This window comes from Dyadobacter sp. HNCC25DJ186, assembly GCF_056895235.1.
This window is the reverse complement of record NZ_JBXHAS010000004.1, coordinates 422,323-439,005: the sequence shown is the minus strand read 5'-3', so window position 1 is coordinate 439,005 and position 16,683 is coordinate 422,323. Positions and strand designations below refer to the sequence as shown.

The window sequence follows — 16,683 nt, the reverse complement described above, 5'->3', positions numbered from 1 at the left end:
ATTTTAATAGAATAAAAGAGTCGGTTCTGTGCAAGCGGAACCGACTCTTTGTTTTTAGATACTATATTATTTTAGTAATTTTCACCTTTGAAAATCATAAGTAATTCTCCAGCACCTGAATAACCACCGAAAACTTGACGATGGAAGATAACAACAAAGAAAACGAGCAGCAGATTAATGTAGAACTTTCGGAAGATATGGCCGAGGGTGTATATTCCAATCTTGCCATGATCGCTCATTCAAACAGCGAATTTATACTGGATTTTATTCGTCTGATGCCGGGTGTACCTCGTGCTAAAGTGAAGGCGCGTATTATCATCACGCCGGAGCATGCCAAGCGTTTAGTTGCCGCATTGAAAGATAATATCGAAAAATATGAGGATCAATATGGTCCGATCCAAAGCAATCACGACGCTGATCCGTCCTTCAACTTTCCGATCAGTTTCGGAGGACCTGGCGGAGAAGCCTGATAAGTAAATAATTTTTTGTTTAAATCCTGCTGCTCAAATACTCTGGCGGCAGGATTTCTTGTTATAAATCGGTTGAGTCAGCCATTTCAGTTCCAATAAATATATTTATCCCAACAAAGAAGAAATGGTTTTAGCCTTTTTGCGGATATTGCAATAGAATTGTAAAACACCATTTATGAATACCCGTAACACGCATTTTCTATTTATTCTATTCATAAGCCTTGCTGTATTTTCTTGTAAGCAAGAAAAGAAAACGGAAACAAATCCGGAAACTGAACAAAAACCAGCAACAGCAGTATTGGCCAGAACACGATTTACTATTGGAGATTCCATAAAAATAGGATTTTCCCAGCCTGTTTCTCAAATTGAAGTAAAATGGAATGGTGTGTTGGTTCCTGATGCCAAACTAGCTTCTGATTCCGTGTTCATAAGCGCAGCCTCTGAAAAAACCGGTTGGAAGCAACTGATTGTGCGTGGTACCACGAAAAGCAAGGAAACATTTGCTGACACTTTATCCGTTGAACTCTTGTCGGACCTTACTCCCAAGGTGCTCACTTACTCCGTTTTATCTTCCTATCCGCACCAGAAAACAAGTTTTACAGAAGGACTTGAATTTTATAAAGGTGAATTGTATGAAAGTACTGGTGAGAACGGAAAATCGCTTTTATTAAAAATTGATTTAAAAACGGGAGCTACGCTGAAATCAGTACCACTTACCGATCAGTATTTTGGAGAAGGTTTGACCATTTTTAAAGATAAAATTTATCAGCTGACGTGGACGACCGGTGTAGGCTTTCGATATAACATGGATTTTACACTGGATAAAACTTTTACCTATTACACCCAGGGCTGGGGGATGACGCATACCGATTCCAGTATTATTATGGGAGACGGTTCTAACAAACTATATTACTTCGACGAGGAGTTTAAAAAAACAGGTGAGCTGGAAGTATACGACGACAAGGGACCGGTTTTGAAAATAAATGAGCTGGAATATGTTGACGGTTATGTTTTCGCTAATATCTGGGAAACTGATAAGATTATCCAGATTGATCTTGCCTCTGGTAAAGTTGTTGGCAGTATTGACATGAAGAAAATTATCCCGGCCGAAGTCGATCAGACCGGATCCAGTGTTTTAAACGGCATTGCATACCAGGCATTCGAAAATGCATTTTACATAACAGGAAAAAACTGGCCGACTTTGTTTAAAATCAAAGTGTCTGGTGCTGCAAAAAAGACGCAAAAGACGCTGGCTTCAAAATAGTAATTTAGGAGTCAATTCATGATAGCCGGCTTCTAATTTTCCTGTTCGAAATAGGTTTACAAAATCATGTGCGCGGCGCGTTGGTTCGGGCAATCGGTAGCTGCCAGCACAATGCTGCATGATATCCAGACAATCCTGCAAATCCATTTTATTGCCTGGGGAAACAAAAACCGGATTGGTCTTCAATTTGGATCGGAACGCATAACCAATTGTTTCTTCCTTTGTCATGATGGGAGAAAAATCGCCTTTTTGAAATCCCGGCTCCTGCCATTTTCCGAATAATATATTTTTAGCACAGCCCATCGTTGTAGCTCCCGTTATTGCCCCGAAGTGAGCGGCAATTCCCATTTTTCTGGGATGGGCAATGCCATGGCCGTCAACCATAATGACATCAGGTTTAACCGGCATTTGTTCTAATGCCTGAACCAAAGCTGGGACCTCCCGAAATGCCAAAAATCCGGGAATATAAGGAAAACGTGTTCTGCTTTCTACGAGCGAATAGGCGATGGGCTGCAAATCGGGATAGCTCAGCACAACAATGCCTGCAAAAATGATCTCACTAAACCTGTTTAAAGAAATATCAGCACCTGCAATGGTCTGAATTGGTTTCGTCAAAGGTTTGATCAATATTCTTTCTCTAAGCTCCGATTGTATTACTTTGGCTTCTGCCAGATTAAGTTCGTCGTATTTTAAATTGTCCTCTTCCATCATGCTGTCATTTAGGATGCATGAATTACAAATCTCATTCCACATCCTTACTTCTGATAAATTACCAGTTCCCGACGAATTAACTTATTATGAAATTAACCTCAAATCGGCTGTCTTATATTAAAATAAATTACTTCCTTAGCCGACCAATCAATCCTGATCCGAATGAAAATCCTTTCAATAATATTATTAATCACGATTTCTCTGGCTGAAAACGCACTCGCTCAAAAGCTGAATCCCGGACCCGTAGTGACTTATCGGAACCCTGTTATTTTTGGTGATTTTGCAGATCCGTCCGTGATCCGTGTAGGTGATACCTATTATGCTGCCGGCACTTCCTCAGAATGGGGGCCTGCATATCCGATTTATAGTTCCAAAAATTTGGTTGATTGGGAATATGTAGGCCCTGTCTTTGCAGAATTACCAGCTTGGACCATGGGCAGTTTTTGGGCTCCGGAATTGTTTTATCGTAACGGTACTTTTTTCGTCTATTATACCGCCCGCCGCAAATCAGACAAACAATCTTTTATCGGCGTTGCAACTACGAAAGATTTAAAAAAGGGTTTCAAGGATCATGGTGTCATTATCGAATGGACGAAAGAAGCCATTGACGCTTTTATCGTGGAAGACAAAGGGAAATTATTTATTACCTGGAAGGCTTACGGCCTGGATAAGGACAGGGGAATAGAAATTCTTGGTGCTGAGCTGTCACCTGATGGTTTGAAAGTAGTTGGTAAGGAATTTAGTTTAATAAAAGCCGATCCTGCGGGATGGGAATCTGGCGGGGCAGAGGGGCAGGCCATTTTTAAGCGTGGAAATTACTGGTATATGCTATATTCGGGAAATGCTTGCTGTGGTGATAAATGTGATTATCAGGTTGGCTTTGCCAGAGCAGAAAAATTGCAGGGACCCTGGACAAAATATTCTGGAAATCCGGTTCTGTTTGGTGATGACACCTGGAAATGTCCAGGGCACGGAACCGTGGTCGTAACACCAGATAACCGTTATTTCTATTTACATCACGCTTACAATGGTATAGATTTTACGTTTTCCGGCAGACAGGGAATTCTTAGCGAGCTTATTTGGGACGAAGCTTCAAAGTGGCCTGCATTTCGTTATGGGAAAACGCCGCCTGCACAAGCAGAAGCTCCTATCGGAATGAGTGCTGTAATAAATTCCAATCTGCTCATCCATTATGATAAGGATACACTGAAAGCTCCGTGGGTTTATGATGTCAGTTTTCCAAAACCAGAATTTACAGTGCAGAATGGATCTCTTCAGATTGAAAACAATAACCACACAAACACAGGAAATTTTCTCGGATTAACAGTCAAAAAGGGCAATTATACTTTTTCGGCAGAGGTGATTTCTCAAAATGATCTGACTCAGAATATTATTATATATGGAGATGCGAATAATGCCGTCGGTTATGGTGTTCGCAAGGATCATATTGAACTTTGGCAGATTAAAGATGGTGTTGTCGAAGTCATCAGTAAACAGGAAATTCCTGAAAAATATAAAGACATCAAATTGAAATTGAAAACACATTATGGACGGTTTTATGAATTCAGCTGGGATGTAAAAGGCCAGAAAATTGATTCACTGTCCAATTCTGTAAAAATAGAAGCACCATGGCTGCCGCGTTGGGACAGAGCACCTCGTGTCGGTATTAATGTTGCAGGAAATAAGGCGGGCAAGGGTGAAATCAAGGCTGTTCAAATGAAGTATGACTAAGTCGAAAAATGTTGGAGTCGTCTTTCGTAGAAAGTAAAATCAGGTGTAAGAATGCACAGAGGAGTTTTGCATCTTTCCCAACTTCATAACGCCATAAGTTACTATTCCTGAGGTTAATCTTAATTATTCAGGTTAACGCACGAATACAGAAAAATAATTGTTTTACTAACAAGATTTGGTTTTAAAATATTTTGGAACAAGTGTTCTGGATAGTAATTTTGCATCATGGCACGTAAGAAAGAGTTTGATCCGGAAGAAAGGATGGAAAAGGCGCGTGATCTTTTTTGGCAAAAAGGTTATAACGCTACTTCCATGGAGGACCTCGTACAGACTATGGGGCTGAACAGGGGTAGTATATATGACACGTATGGCGATAAACACAGCCTATATCTGCAATGCCTGGGAAACTATGCGGCCGAAAAATTAAGGGAACATAAGGAAGCCGCGTTGGGGACTTCTCCGATGGAAAAAGTGGAAAATATGATTCTGAGCGTCGTAGAAGCCACAGTGAATACCGGGAAATGCTGTATGGCAGTGAACTCAACATTTGAGCTGGCAACGGTAGATCAGAGCGTTCATTCTATTATTAACAACAACTGGAAAGATATTGTTGAATTTTTTGAACAGCTTCTGACGGATGCCAAAGAAGCTGGCGAAATATCAGCTGAAAAGGATCCCCGATTATTGGCGGAGTTTATTGCGGCCAATTTTACAGGATTATGGCAAACATACATATTATCCAGGGATAAAAAGCAAGTCGAGAAATTAGCGCAGTTCTTGATTGGTATGATTAAGAACTGATATGTAGTTAATAAATTGTGACCAGCTGATCTTTTTGACGTACAATATTTGAGGGAATAATATGTTATTACAGCATAGTTAGATTCTCCTAAATCAAAGTTTAATTTATTAAATAGTGATCATATAATCTTCTGATGGTCTGTTTTGAGACAACTAAACTTGTATTATACCTAAAAGGATTGTAAGATGAAAAAGAGGCTGCGTAAAAAAGCTTACCAAAAATGGGTGAAATGGTGGGTTGAAAATTCTGAAAAGTTCAATAATGAGATTATTGAATATCATCCAATAATTCTTCTTTCCTGACAATAGGATAAAGAATAACGAGAGGAAGCCGGCATTAGTGGTTTCCTTTTTTGTTTGTAAAGAAAAATATGTGCGTGAAAGCGGATATTCATACTTTTCTCCCCTGTTATTAATTGTCAAATATTACGATAGCTAGTATATTTGGAACATGTCAAAAATGATTACAGAAGATCTCAGAGCGATCATGATCCAGAATGCTTACGAAGTTCAAAACGAACTTGGCAAAGATCATGCTCCGGTAGTAAAATTATATTCACAATATGGAAAAGCGATCTGGCTTTTATCAGAACTTGATTCGACTAACAACATCGCATTTGGGCTATGTGATTTGGGCCAGGGGTTAACTGAATTAAGTTACGTCTCGATCGAACATCTTGAAAGTATTAAACATGCAAGGCTGAAAGTGCCGATGGTGGAAATGGATACGAATTTTGTGCCCCAATATCCTATGAGCGTTTATGCAGAAGCTGCTAAAATGGTTAAGAGAATAACAGAGGATGAGGAAATTTTGAAACGTGCTGTAAAGGTTATTGCAGAACGGGAATTCAGTTAAAATAGAATGTTTTTACGGCCGTATAGGAATTAAGGTTTTCTATACGGCCGCTTTTCAACCAAATCAATTTCTCTTCTGGATTTCTGTGAGCCCACTTCTCCTGCGCCTCTCAACCGGATTCCAGAATTCAGATACCTTACCAAATAAATTATTCCGGCTTCAAGACTGAATTGCAAGGTTTTCTTGTAAATTTAAAATGTAGAAATAATTCGAGGTAAATATTTCTATTTACTCACGTTAAGCGTATTCTACGCCCTCATCATGAAGTCGGTATTTTTTAAAACGATCGTTATACTTTTTTTGTATACCCATGCGCATGCCCAGTCGGTTGAGCATGTTTATCGTTTTGTAAATAATCTTAGGGTTGCCGAACCTGCTTGCGCTCCTGATCTTGTTCCTGCGAAGGATCCTGGTTCTTGTAGTAATCTTAACAATCCGGGGAACTTCGTTGACGATGAATTGTCTTGTGGCTTTGCGCGAAGGGTTTATCATAATAATCAGAATTTCGGCTTGATGTATGCAAATACTGATGGCATAATTGGCGATGATTATACCATTCAACTATATATAAAAAATACGAATTGGGCGGAGGGCAGAACCAGGATCATAGATTTTTCAGACGGTCAGAAAGACGAAGGGATTTACTTTACAGGTAATAGCGGAGCAGACAGACGATGTATTGAATTTGATGTTACGGGAAGCGTAGGTTTGTGTCCATATTTTAAGGAAAACACCTATTACCTGCTAACCCTGACACGTGAAAGCGCGACTGACATTGTGACCCTATACGCCGACGGAATCTTGTTCGCCACTTATAAAGACGTTGACAAAAAATATGTGGGTAAAGCAGGAATCCCAATCAATTTTTATAAAGATGATGGTGTGGTGCCTTGTGAGTCCGGTGAAGTCAATTTTGCTTTTTTGTCGGTTAGAAATAAATACCTGGAAGAATCCGATGTCAGGCAAGAATTTACAGATATCTGTTTTATTTCCTCCACAAATCAAGCGGCGGATTTTCTGGTTGATCCTAATCCATTGTGCGGAACTGGTAATGTTAAAGTTGCGTATACCGGTAATTTGCCTTTGAATACAGCATACGATTTTCAATGGACTTTCGACGGTGCCACTGTGTTAAGCGGTTCGGGAAGGGGCCCGTATCTTCTTCGTTGGGATACTGTGGGTAAAAAATTTGTTGGACTGACAATCACAAATAATACCTGCGGAAACAACATTGTGAATATAAAAAACATTATCACCGCAGTTTTGCCGACGATTTCGCTGGAAATTACTCCTGACGAATGTAAAGATCAGTCCGTGATGATGGTTTTAGCCACAAATGGTGCTGAGCCTTATATATATTCGCTGGATTCTGTCACTTTCCAAACCTCTGAGATCTTTAATTTATCAGCGGGTAGTTACAGGGTTTTTGCGAAGGATAATGATGGTTGCGTTAAGGATACTTCTTTCGTCATTAAGGCAAATGGAAATCTTTTACTTAAAACAATTCCCGATACCACTATATGTGTGGGTCAGGAAATTCAACTTGTTACGACGGGAGATGCGATATCGTATGCCTGGAGCCCGGAAGTGGGGCTTGATGACCCAGCAAGTAAAGATCCGCTGGCTTCACCTGTCCAGACAACGGATTATATCATCACGGCGACCCGGGAAAATTGTATTTTAAAAGATACAGTACAAATAAAAGTGATTCAGCAGATTGAATTAGAAGTTTCTCCAAACGCCACGATTCCACCCAACGTCGCATACCAACTGAATTCCTCGTCTGACCAGTTGGCTGGAATATCAAATGTAAGTTATCTATGGAGTCCGTCTGCCGGACTCGACAACGCTGCTATTCCGAATCCAAAGGTTACACTGAATTCAAGTCAGACTTATGCGGTTACAGTCACTACGCCCCAGGGATGTAGCGGAACTGGTACAGTGGAATTGACCATAAGGCCTCCTGCCTGGATAAACCTGCCCGATGTTTTTACACCGAACGGTGACAATGAAAATGAATTGTTAAGGCCTGTTTTTAACAACATTTCATCGCTTAACTATCTGAAAATCTTCAATCGCTGGGGAGAAGTTATTTATTTTTCGAAAGAACTCAGCGAAGGTTGGGATGGAAGTTTGAAAGGTATCAGGTTGGAAAATGGTAGTTATGTTTGGAAATTGGAGGCGGTGACCGATGGTGGAGAAGTGATTAACAGAAGTGGGACGGTTTTACTGGTGAGGTAGTTTCTCGTTACAGTTGTACTTAGTTGTAAGTAGAGATTTCCTCTTGCTTTCTTCTCTGTACTACAATAAATCTTTCAAGTACCCGAAGGTATACTTGTTTCTTACGCTTTGCACATTAAATTTTGCTAATTTGCATATTATTATTAATTGCCGAATTCATGTCTCTTAAAGTACCATTTATTGAAAGCGAAATTCTTGATCAATACCTATATGACGAAAATCCTCGTCCTTGGGTGATTGGTTTTAGTGGAGGAAAGGATTCTACGCTTCTATTACAATTAATCTGGAATGCACTAAAAAAAGCCCCTGAGCAAATGAGAACCAGGGAGATATATGTTGTTTGTAACGATACACTTGTAGAAAACCCTAGAATTGTTAAGTTTATTGAATCGACGCTTAAAAGGATTGAGGTTGCTGCTGTTGAGCAGGGTTTACCAATTAAGGTGCAACGGACGACTCCGAGATTAGAAGATACTTTCTGGGTGAATTTGATAGGAAAAGGTTATCCAGCTCCTAACAACTCATTTAGATGGTGTACCGAAAGATTGAAAATCAACCCCACTACTCAATTTATCAAAAGTAAAATTGATGAGCGTGGTGAAGTAATTATTCTTCTTGGGACAAGAACAGATGAAAGTTCGACCCGATCGCGGTCAATGAAGAAACATGCGCTAAAAGGCCAACGATTGCGAAAACATATGTTGCCTAATGCGTTTGTGTATGCGCCAATAAGTGATATGGAAACCAGTGAGTTGTGGCAATATCTAATGCAGGTTTCACCTCCCTGGGGTGGTACGCATAAAGAATTGGTAACATTATACAAAAATGCCAATTCCGGAGATTGTCCATTAGTAATAGACGAAAGTACGCCAAGTTGTGGTAACAGCCGTTTTGGATGCTGGGTGTGTACTGTGGTGAAACGTGACAAGTCTATGGAAGGACTTATCGGAAACGGGGAAGAATGGATGCTTCCTTTGGTCGAGTTTAGAGATTATCTTTTAGAATCCAGAGATATTCGTGAGAACCGAGAAAAACGCCGCCGCTTTGAAGCGAAGAATGTGGAGGACGAAGAGACCTGGGGTCCCTATGTGGAAGATGTTCGGGCAACGATGCTCAGGAAGCTTTTATATGCGCAATATGAAATCCAGCAGGAGCAGGGGGAAACGTTGCAGCTAATTTCTCACCAGGAACTTATTGCTATACAAGTAATTTGGTATAGAGAAGGGCTTTTCCGAAATAGCATTGCCGATATCTACAATAGTATATTCAATACACATATTGATATGAGTAAACGTGTTTTGAAAATGCGTGAGGAGGAGCAGCTTTTAAGAGAAGTTTGCGTTGACCAGCCTGAACTTTTTGATTTAATTCAACGAGCAGTTAAATTGGTGAAAAGCAAGTCGATTATGGTTAAGAAAAGAGGAATGCAAAATGATATTGAAAACTTGCTTGATAATTACATTGATAGGAAAGAGCTATTAGATAAGAAACTTGTTACTATATAATTAGAATATTACTCATCGTTAAGTTGACTTCTCAATTACAAAAGTATCTTCTCGTATTCAAAAAACTAAGAATTGACAGGTCACATGGGTTAGCACCTCATAAACCGATTCTGTTACTCTCAATCTTACAAGCTGTTCGAAGTTCTTTGATTCAACAAAATAAAATTTTCATCACTCCAGAGATCGTATCATTGTTCAATGCTAACTGGAGTGTTCTGGTTTCTTCAACAAACCATCATTGTAAGTTTTTTCTACCCTTCTATCACCTTTCGAGTCAGTCTTTTTGGAAATTAGTGCCAAAGTCAGGTTACGAAACATTACTTACGATTAAATCTGCAATCAAAAGTTTTTCTGGTTTGAACGCAGCCGTGGATTATGCTTTTCTGGATGAAGATCTATTTCTTTTAATGAAAAATGCCGATACTAATGAAGTGCTAATGCAATTTCTGTTAGACGAATATTTTCCAGATACCAAGCACTTACTTACGGAAACATCCAATTACATTGAAAATAAGTACGCTTCAATTGAGGAAAAAATTCTATATGAACCAGCCGAGGAATATAAGAGAGAAATTCAGAAGCTTCTAAAACAGCAAGAAGATGAGGAAATTTTTATTCGTGGAGGTATTTTTAAAAGAGAGATCCCTAAAATCTATAATAATACTTGTTGCATTTCAGGAATGAGAATTGACGTCACTTTACAAATTTCTCTTATTGATGCCTGCCATATAGTACCATTCTCTGAAAGTTATAATGATACAATCTCTAATGGAATTGCCTTATGTCCAAATTTGCACCGGGCATTTGATCGCGGATTAATTTCCATTGATGAGAATTATCAGGTGCGTGTCTCAAAAGTGTTTAGTGAGGGACAAAGTGATTATTCAATAAGGAAGTTTGATAAAAAGACGATTGGACTACCCAAGGATCATAACTTTTGGCCCAATGTGGAAAACTTGATTTGGCACAGAAGGAATGTTTTTAGAGGATAATCATATTTTACAAATCTTACATTTTTCGTCCATTATCACTTTTACCAAAGTTCGAATTAAACGCTTATATTATTATCAATAAGAGCTATACTATTCCAAGTTATGATATAATGTATAAGCACGAAAGAATTTTCCAAGAACTACAACACGAAAGCGCTGGTATTTGGTATATAAGCGATAAATACGGGGCAAAAATTATGGTGAAGGCGCCTTCCTCTTCCATAAAAGCGCTATTAAAGGGTTGTAGAATTGAGTTTGTTTTCGGTCGTGATAAAAACCAAAATCCCAATATTTCGCATACCGGTCTTAGGATATATGATGACCAGGCACATTACCTATCAATTTGCAATGTTCAAAGATTTTTAGATGAACATCTATCGATTGCTAAGATAATGAATCTTGAACAAGTAGAGATTCAATTCTATAATGAAATTAATGTATGTCAAGCATTCGGTATGGTGACATTTGATATTCGGGATAAACATGACGTCCATGCTCTATTTCGTAATCCTAAGACATTATATAAAGGAGATTTTGACAATATCCTTAGACAATCGCTAGACAACTTTCAATTTAGCCTTGGTATCAACTATTCATTTTCTTTGACTCCAAAACCAATCGGGATTCTTGTTGTAAGTGCAACTATTCATAATTGGCAAATTGTTCAGAATACCTTCATTGGTATTAACGAAGATGCTGAAATTAAAATATCGGACGTGCTTGAAGGAAAAATTCTTGAGTTGGAAGCAATGGTCCTAATAGAATCCTTATTTGGTGAGTGTGTATGGAGAAGCCCACAAATTTGGAGCAAAGCACAAAAGCGAGAGCTGATAGATATTTTCGCCTACTCCGAATATGGTATTTTTCTTATTGAAGCGAAGGCATTGGGTATACTAAATACTTCTGTGGACGTTTCTATGAGTAGAAAAGTTGCAAATTTGAATAAGGATATTTCAAAGGGGATTAAGCAACTAATCGGTGCTACTAGAACCATAACTCGCGGTCAGTCTATTTTCTCAGTCGATAACAAGGAAATTATATTCGAACGCGCCTTATTGCCTCATGGAATTATATTGGTTTCAGAGTTATTGCCATTTGGCGATTGGAAAGAAGCCATACATGCCATATTACACGCTATGTTAAGGACAAAAATTTATATTCATGTGATGGATATGAGTGAGTTTACAAAGTTTGTTGGTTATTCAAAAAGAGACAAAAATAAATTTGATTACTTTTTGATACAGCGAATAGAAAATTTCATAAAAAATCCATCATTGATAATTCATACAGAATTTGTAAATGGATAGACGCCCTGATATTGGTCAGCTTAGTTGGTTAGTATTTTGTTACCATCGCCCGCAGCCCCTCAACCATCAACTTCACATTGCTAACTACATCTGCAACTTCTTCAATCGTATTAAACCTCCCCAAACTAAACCTTAAACAAAAAAACGCTTCCGCTTCAGAAAGTCCATGGGCTAAAAGCACATGCGAAGGCTCAATGGATGCCGAAGTACAAGCGGAGCCATTGGAAACAGAAATATCGTTCAGCCCCATGATCAGCGCATCAGAATCACAGCCTTCAAAAAGAATATTGGTAACATTGTATAACCGGTTCTCGCGGTTTCCGTTGATTCTGGTACCATCAATTTGAAGAAGGCTTGATTCCAGTATCTCACGCAAAGCGCCTATTCTGGCGGAATCCTCTTTCATTTCCTTTTTTGCGATCTCTGCTGCTTTTCCCAAGCCTGCAATTCCTGCTACATTTAAGGTGCCTGAACGTTTTCCTCCTTCATGTCCGCCGCCGTGTAACAAGGCTTCCAATTTGATACGCCACGGACGCCGTTGCCGCACAAATAATGCGCCTACGCCTTTTGGTCCATAAAATTTATGTGCAGACAAGGGCATCAGGTCAATGCCAAGCGCATCTACATCAACCGGTATTTTACCAACTGCCTGTGTGGCATCCGTCATGAATAAGGCACCGGCCTGATGTGCAATTTCTGAGATTTTTTGGATATCCTGGATTACGCCTGTTTCATTGTTTACCAGCATAACGGATACCAAAATTGTGTCTGGTCGTAATGAGGATTTTAGTACTTCAATATCCAATAATCCGTCTGTTTGTACTGGAAGATAAGTTACTTCAAAGCCTTTGGTTTCAAGATAACGACAAACATCAAGTACAGCAGAATGCTCAGTTTGAACCGTGATAATATGTTTTCCTTTATTTTGATAGTTTTCAGCAACACCTTTTATTGCCAGATTAATCGCTTCCGTAGAACCGGAAGTAAAGACAATTTCCTCTGTTCGTGCATTAATTAAATCCGCTACCTGTTGGCGGGCAACTTTTACCGCATCATTGGCTCCCAAACCAAAAGTATGTGTGGAGGCAGCATTTGCAAAATTGTCAGTCAGATATGGCATCATCGTTTCCAAAACTCTTGGATCGATGCGGGTAGTGGCGTTATTATCGAGGTAAATCATTTCAGAAGATTCATGATACAAATTATTAAATCTTATAACGCAATTTACAGATAAACCAGTTGAGCAGATAGGTTTTTGACTTAAAAGGTAAGAAACTCTTAAAAGCAAAAAACACCTGACAAATCAATGTCAAGTGTTTTTTTTTTGTCGGGGAGACAGGATTCGAACCTGCGACCCTCTGGTCCCAAACCAGATGCGCTACCGGGCTGCGCCACTCCCCGAATCAAGAATTTTTCTTTTCAGTAAAAAGCACTTATCAACAATGATAAGTGCTTTTCTGTGGACTTGTAGGGATTCGAACCCCAAACCTCCTCATCCGTAGTGAGGTGCTCTATCCAATTGAGCTACAAATCCGTTCCTTGAATTGGACTGCAAAGGTAGAAGATGACTTCGGTTTATGCAAGTATGGAGACAAATATTTTTTAAAATTTTTTAAACTATCTACTATCTGCCCTGATAATCAGGTTTTTTCTTTTGCAAAAAAGATGAAATTCCTTCGGCCGCATCCCTGGTTTTGTATAGCATATCCTGATTCTCCATTTCCAAATTCAAAATTTCAGACAGATTCGATTCGAAAGAATGGTTCAGCACTTTTTTCATAGCAGCAATCGCCAGGGTAGGAGCATTGCGATAATAGGAAACTGCTACTTCCACTGCTTCGTCCAATTTTTCTCTTGGCACTGATTTGTTAATTAACCCAATCTGAACGGCTTCTGGTGCGAAAACTTTTCTACCAGTAGAAGCCAATTCAAAGGCTCTTGCCATACCGACCAGTCTTGGTAAGAAGAAGGAAGCCCCGGCGTCGGGCATCAGACCTATGTGAACAAACATCTGGCTTAAATAGGCGTCGTCACTGGAAATAACCATATCACAGGCCAAAGCCAGTGAGCAACCGGCACCAACGGCCAGGCCGTTCAATTTACAAATCACTGGTTTCGGAATATTTCTCAGTGCTTCGATCATCGGGTTATATCCATCGCGAAGCATTTCGCCGGCGGATTTGCCCGATTCCATGGCAGTCTTTAAATCAGCCCCTGAACAAAATGCCTTATCTCCTTCACCGGTCAAAACAATTACCCGAACAGTCTGATCTGTTGCTGCTTCGTGAACCGCCTCAGTAATTTCTCTGATCAGATCAAGACTCAAAGCATTATGAACCGCCGGTCTGTTGAGTGATATCCTGACAACGCCGTCGCTATTATCAAAAAGAAGGTTCTGGTACATGGCAAATCGGTTTGAGATGAATAATTCTTATGTGGAGGTCGGCTGGAATTCAGCAATTTCAAATATTGATCTATTTCGATTTTCTATAACTATTTAACCGTCGACCGCCGAAAGCTGATTGTCGACAGCCAAATCAAAAGAACAAATATACCGTTGCGCTGCTGATCGTCAATCCGCAAGCCAATCCTGCGATAATCTGGGCTGGTGTATGTGCGTTTAAATATAGTCTTGCGCTTAATAAAAAGCCACTGACCAAAACGACCACCAGCAGTGGCATAAGTAATAATTGTTCATCAAAACGAATGATCATACCGGTGATGATACCAATGGCACCACCCACTCCGGTAGCATGTGCACTTATTTTCCATGACAAACTTACGAGTGCGATAACGATCATAGAGACGGTGACACTGCCTAAAAGTATCGCAATCTGTGGTGCCAGTTCTGCGATTGGTTGCAGCTGCCAGCCAAACAGATACGTCGCGATGGCATAAATGATCGCACAAGCCAAATAGGGCAATCTTCTTTCACGCAACGAATCAACGTGTAAAGTGCTCACGATGCCCAGGCGATAGAAATAATATATGATGATTGTTGGTGCTACAAACGTGTTTAAGAAAATCAAAAGCAGTAAACTGCCAAGTCCAGGAAGTTCCAGTGCGCTGACACCCATCAGGTCGGGAGTGATCAGGAAAAGAACTGCAAACAGGTAGGTAGTAATGATCAGGGGGTGAAATACTACTGATAAAAAAGTCGCGATACGGGTATTCAAAACAGAAAAAACGTTAGTCATAGTTTGCAAGAAACAAATTTAATCCATAAACCAGTTCAGACAAGGTCTTTCAAAACATAAAAGTAAGTTGGTCTATTAAAATAGGTTTTCGTAGGGTATTTTGTAATTTTGCGCCTCATAAAAAAGAAGTTTACAGTTGAGTTTTATATAAGGATTGAATTTATATTAAGATGGGACCTTTGCAGATCAAAGAATTATTACAACAGACTCCGGATGGACAATCCGTTACCCTGAAAGGTTGGGTACGTACGAAGCGTGAAAGTAAAAATGCGATTTTCATAGCGCTCAACGACGGATCGACCATTCATAATATACAGGCGGTTGCAGCTCCCGGACAATTCTCTGCTGAACTTTTACTTACTGTTACCACCGGATCTTGTTTAAAAATAACGGGCCAGCTGGTAGAATCGCAGGGCTCAGGTCAGGCTGCCGAAGTTAAAATTGAGGATATACATGTGTATGGCGTTGCCGATCCTGATGCTTACCCTTTGCAACCGAAAAGACATTCGCTGGAATTTCTGCGTGAAATAGCCCATTTGCGCCCACGGACAAATACTTTCAGCGCGATTTTACGTATTCGCCATACTTTGGCATTTGCAGTTCATAAATATTATAACGATAGAGGATTTTTCTATCTGCATACGCCAATTATTACGGCATCTGATGCAGAAGGAGCGGGAGAAATGTTCCGGGTAACCACCTTGGATCTGGAAAAATTGCCAAGAACTGATGAAGGTGCAATTAATTTTAAGGAAGACTTTTTTGGAAGAGAAGCAAACCTGACAGTTTCTGGTCAACTGGAAGGGGAGCTGGGCGCTATGGCACTTTCTAAAATATATACTTTCGGTCCGACTTTCCGCGCAGAAAACTCAAATACAACACGTCACCTTGCTGAGTTCTGGATGATTGAGCCTGAAATGGCTTTCTTCGAGCTGGAAGATAACATGGATCTGGCAGAGGATTTTATCAAATATGTCATCGGTTACGCACTGGAAAACTGCAAAGACGATCTGGCATTTCTTGAAAACCGTCTGGCTGAAGAAGATAAAAACAAGCCACAAAATGAACGTTCGATCCCGCTTTTGGAAAAACTGAATTTTGTTGTTGAAAATGCGTTTGAGCGTTTGACTTACACTGAGGCAATTGATATTTTACTAAAATCAAAACCGCATAAAGAAAAGAAATTCCAGTTTCCGGTGGGATGGGGAATTGACTTATCGAGTGAACACGAGCGTTATCTGGTAGAAAAACATTTCAAAAAACCAGTCATCCTCACGAATTATCCACGAGAAATCAAGTCGTTCTACATGAAACTTGACGACGATGGAAAAACGGTTCGTGCGATGGATGTTCTTTTCCCTGGTATCGGTGAAATCATCGGTGGTAGCCAGCGTGAAGACAACTACGAGAAATTATTAGAACGTGTTCACGAAGTGGGCATCGATCCTGAAACGATCTGGTGGTACCTGGAAACACGCAAATTCGGTACCGCGCCTCACTCCGGTTTCGGTCTGGGTTTTGAGCGTCTGGTATTGTTTGTAACAGGAATGAGCAACATTCGTGACGTAATTCCTTTCCCAAGATATCCAAAAAGCGCTGAGTTTTAAT

Annotated in this window: 14 protein-coding genes and 2 tRNA genes; 10 read left to right on the top strand and 6 right to left on the bottom strand. The window is 39.9% G+C overall.

Features of this window, described 5'->3' with window-relative positions; translation table 11 throughout:
• The first annotated feature begins 140 nt into the window (after positions 1-140).
• Entirely contained in the window at positions 141-470 is a 330-nt protein-coding gene (locus tag AC1XUO_RS15610) for a DUF3467 domain-containing protein (protein WP_483330716.1), read from the top strand.
• Between the two features lie 175 nt (positions 471-645).
• On the top strand, positions 646-1,734 hold the full coding sequence (locus AC1XUO_RS15605) for a glutaminyl-peptide cyclotransferase (RefSeq protein WP_483330715.1): 1,089 nt from the start codon (positions 646-648) through the stop codon (positions 1,732-1,734).
• On the opposite strand, the gene nfi is transcribed toward AC1XUO_RS15605, so the two are convergent.
• Entirely contained in the window at positions 1,726-2,442 is a 717-nt protein-coding gene (gene nfi / locus AC1XUO_RS15600) for a deoxyribonuclease V (RefSeq protein WP_483330714.1), read from the bottom strand. The two genes, AC1XUO_RS15605 and nfi, sit on opposite strands and share 9 nt — an antisense overlap.
• A 165-nt stretch (positions 2,443-2,607) precedes the next feature.
• Between nfi and AC1XUO_RS15595 the strand changes: the two genes are divergently transcribed.
• The 7 genes from AC1XUO_RS15595 to AC1XUO_RS15565 all read left to right on the top strand — a co-directional run bounded on the left by AC1XUO_RS15595 (position 2,608) and on the right by AC1XUO_RS15565 (position 11,878).
• Entirely contained in the window at positions 2,608-4,176 is a 1,569-nt protein-coding gene (locus AC1XUO_RS15595; RefSeq protein ID WP_483330713.1) for a glycoside hydrolase family 43 protein, read from the top strand.
• A gap of 225 nt (positions 4,177-4,401) precedes the next feature.
• Complete coding sequence (locus tag AC1XUO_RS15590; protein WP_483330712.1) at positions 4,402-4,977, top strand: TetR/AcrR family transcriptional regulator; 576 nt, start codon at positions 4,402-4,404, stop codon at positions 4,975-4,977.
• A 460-nt stretch (positions 4,978-5,437) separates the two neighbouring features.
• Complete coding sequence (locus AC1XUO_RS15585) at positions 5,438-5,833, top strand: DUF2958 domain-containing protein (RefSeq protein ID WP_483330711.1); 396 nt, start codon at positions 5,438-5,440, stop codon at positions 5,831-5,833.
• 261 nt (positions 5,834-6,094) lie between these two features.
• Positions 6,095-8,074: a T9SS type B sorting domain-containing protein gene (locus AC1XUO_RS15580; protein ID WP_483330710.1), complete on the top strand. Its 1,980-nt coding sequence runs from the start codon at positions 6,095-6,097 to the stop codon at positions 8,072-8,074.
• A gap of 158 nt (positions 8,075-8,232) precedes the next feature.
• Positions 8,233-9,579 carry a DNA phosphorothioation system sulfurtransferase DndC gene (dndC, locus tag AC1XUO_RS15575; RefSeq protein ID WP_483330709.1) on the top strand — a complete coding sequence of 449 codons (1,347 nt, stop codon included), beginning with the start codon at positions 8,233-8,235 and terminating at the stop codon, positions 9,577-9,579.
• A gap of 23 nt (positions 9,580-9,602) precedes the next feature.
• Positions 9,603-10,571 carry an HNH endonuclease gene (locus tag AC1XUO_RS15570; protein ID WP_483330708.1) on the top strand — a complete coding sequence of 323 codons (969 nt, stop codon included), beginning with the start codon at positions 9,603-9,605 and terminating at the stop codon, positions 10,569-10,571.
• A 110-nt stretch (positions 10,572-10,681) separates the two neighbouring features.
• Positions 10,682-11,878, top strand: coding sequence for a hypothetical protein (locus AC1XUO_RS15565; RefSeq protein WP_483330707.1), 1,197 nt, complete (start codon positions 10,682-10,684; stop codon positions 11,876-11,878).
• 28 nt (positions 11,879-11,906) lie between these two features.
• On the opposite strand, the gene AC1XUO_RS15560 is transcribed toward AC1XUO_RS15565, so the two are convergent.
• The 5 genes from AC1XUO_RS15560 to AC1XUO_RS15540 all read right to left on the bottom strand — a co-directional run bounded on the left by AC1XUO_RS15560 (position 11,907) and on the right by AC1XUO_RS15540 (position 15,075).
• Entirely contained in the window at positions 11,907-13,058 is a 1,152-nt protein-coding gene (locus AC1XUO_RS15560; RefSeq protein ID WP_483330706.1) for a cysteine desulfurase family protein, read from the bottom strand.
• A 147-nt stretch (positions 13,059-13,205) separates the two neighbouring features.
• Positions 13,206-13,279: transfer RNA gene (locus AC1XUO_RS15555), tRNA-Pro, on the bottom strand.
• A gap of 59 nt (positions 13,280-13,338) precedes the next feature.
• Positions 13,339-13,412: transfer RNA gene (locus tag AC1XUO_RS15550), tRNA-Arg, on the bottom strand.
• A 90-nt stretch (positions 13,413-13,502) separates the two neighbouring features.
• Positions 13,503-14,282 (bottom strand): enoyl-CoA hydratase/isomerase family protein, encoded by a 780-nt coding sequence (locus tag AC1XUO_RS15545; RefSeq protein WP_483330705.1) that lies wholly within the window; start codon positions 14,280-14,282, stop codon positions 13,503-13,505.
• Between the two features lie 133 nt (positions 14,283-14,415).
• A complete protein-coding gene (locus tag AC1XUO_RS15540) occupies positions 14,416-15,075 on the bottom strand; it encodes a hypothetical protein (protein ID WP_483330704.1) in 660 nt (219 codons plus the stop codon).
• 170 nt (positions 15,076-15,245) lie between these two features.
• Here AC1XUO_RS15540 and asnS point away from each other — a divergent pair, with 170 nt between their 5' ends.
• Positions 15,246-16,682: an asparagine--tRNA ligase gene (asnS, locus tag AC1XUO_RS15535; protein ID WP_483330703.1), complete on the top strand. Its 1,437-nt coding sequence runs from the start codon at positions 15,246-15,248 to the stop codon at positions 16,680-16,682.
• The last annotated feature ends 1 nt before the right edge of the window (position 16,683 follow it).

Bases quoted from the DNA above. Each gene is read 5' to 3' on its own strand.
- AC1XUO_RS15580 (WP_483330710.1), top strand. From the start codon at position 6,095: ATGAAGTCGGTATTTTTTAAAACGATCGTTATACTTTTTTTGTATACC.
- AC1XUO_RS15605 (WP_483330715.1), top strand. From the start codon at position 646: ATGAATACCCGTAACACGCATTTTCTATTTATTCTATTCATAAGCCTT.
- nfi (WP_483330714.1), bottom strand. From the start codon at position 2,442: ATGGAAGAGGACAATTTAAAATACGACGAACTTAATCTGGCAGAAGCC.
- AC1XUO_RS15540 (WP_483330704.1), bottom strand. From the start codon at position 15,075: ATGACTAACGTTTTTTCTGTTTTGAATACCCGTATCGCGACTTTTTTA.
- AC1XUO_RS15595 (WP_483330713.1), top strand. From the start codon at position 2,608: ATGAAAATCCTTTCAATAATATTATTAATCACGATTTCTCTGGCTGAA.
- AC1XUO_RS15560 (WP_483330706.1), bottom strand. From the start codon at position 13,058: ATGATTTACCTCGATAATAACGCCACTACCCGCATCGATCCAAGAGTT.
- dndC (WP_483330709.1), top strand. From the start codon at position 8,233: ATGTCTCTTAAAGTACCATTTATTGAAAGCGAAATTCTTGATCAATAC.
- asnS (WP_483330703.1), top strand. From the start codon at position 15,246: ATGGGACCTTTGCAGATCAAAGAATTATTACAACAGACTCCGGATGGA.
- AC1XUO_RS15565 (WP_483330707.1), top strand. From the start codon at position 10,682: ATGTATAAGCACGAAAGAATTTTCCAAGAACTACAACACGAAAGCGCT.
- AC1XUO_RS15590 (WP_483330712.1), top strand. From the start codon at position 4,402: ATGGCACGTAAGAAAGAGTTTGATCCGGAAGAAAGGATGGAAAAGGCG.
- AC1XUO_RS15545 (WP_483330705.1), bottom strand. From the start codon at position 14,282: ATGTACCAGAACCTTCTTTTTGATAATAGCGACGGCGTTGTCAGGATA.
- AC1XUO_RS15610 (WP_483330716.1), top strand. From the start codon at position 141: ATGGAAGATAACAACAAAGAAAACGAGCAGCAGATTAATGTAGAACTT.
- AC1XUO_RS15585 (WP_483330711.1), top strand. From the start codon at position 5,438: ATGATTACAGAAGATCTCAGAGCGATCATGATCCAGAATGCTTACGAA.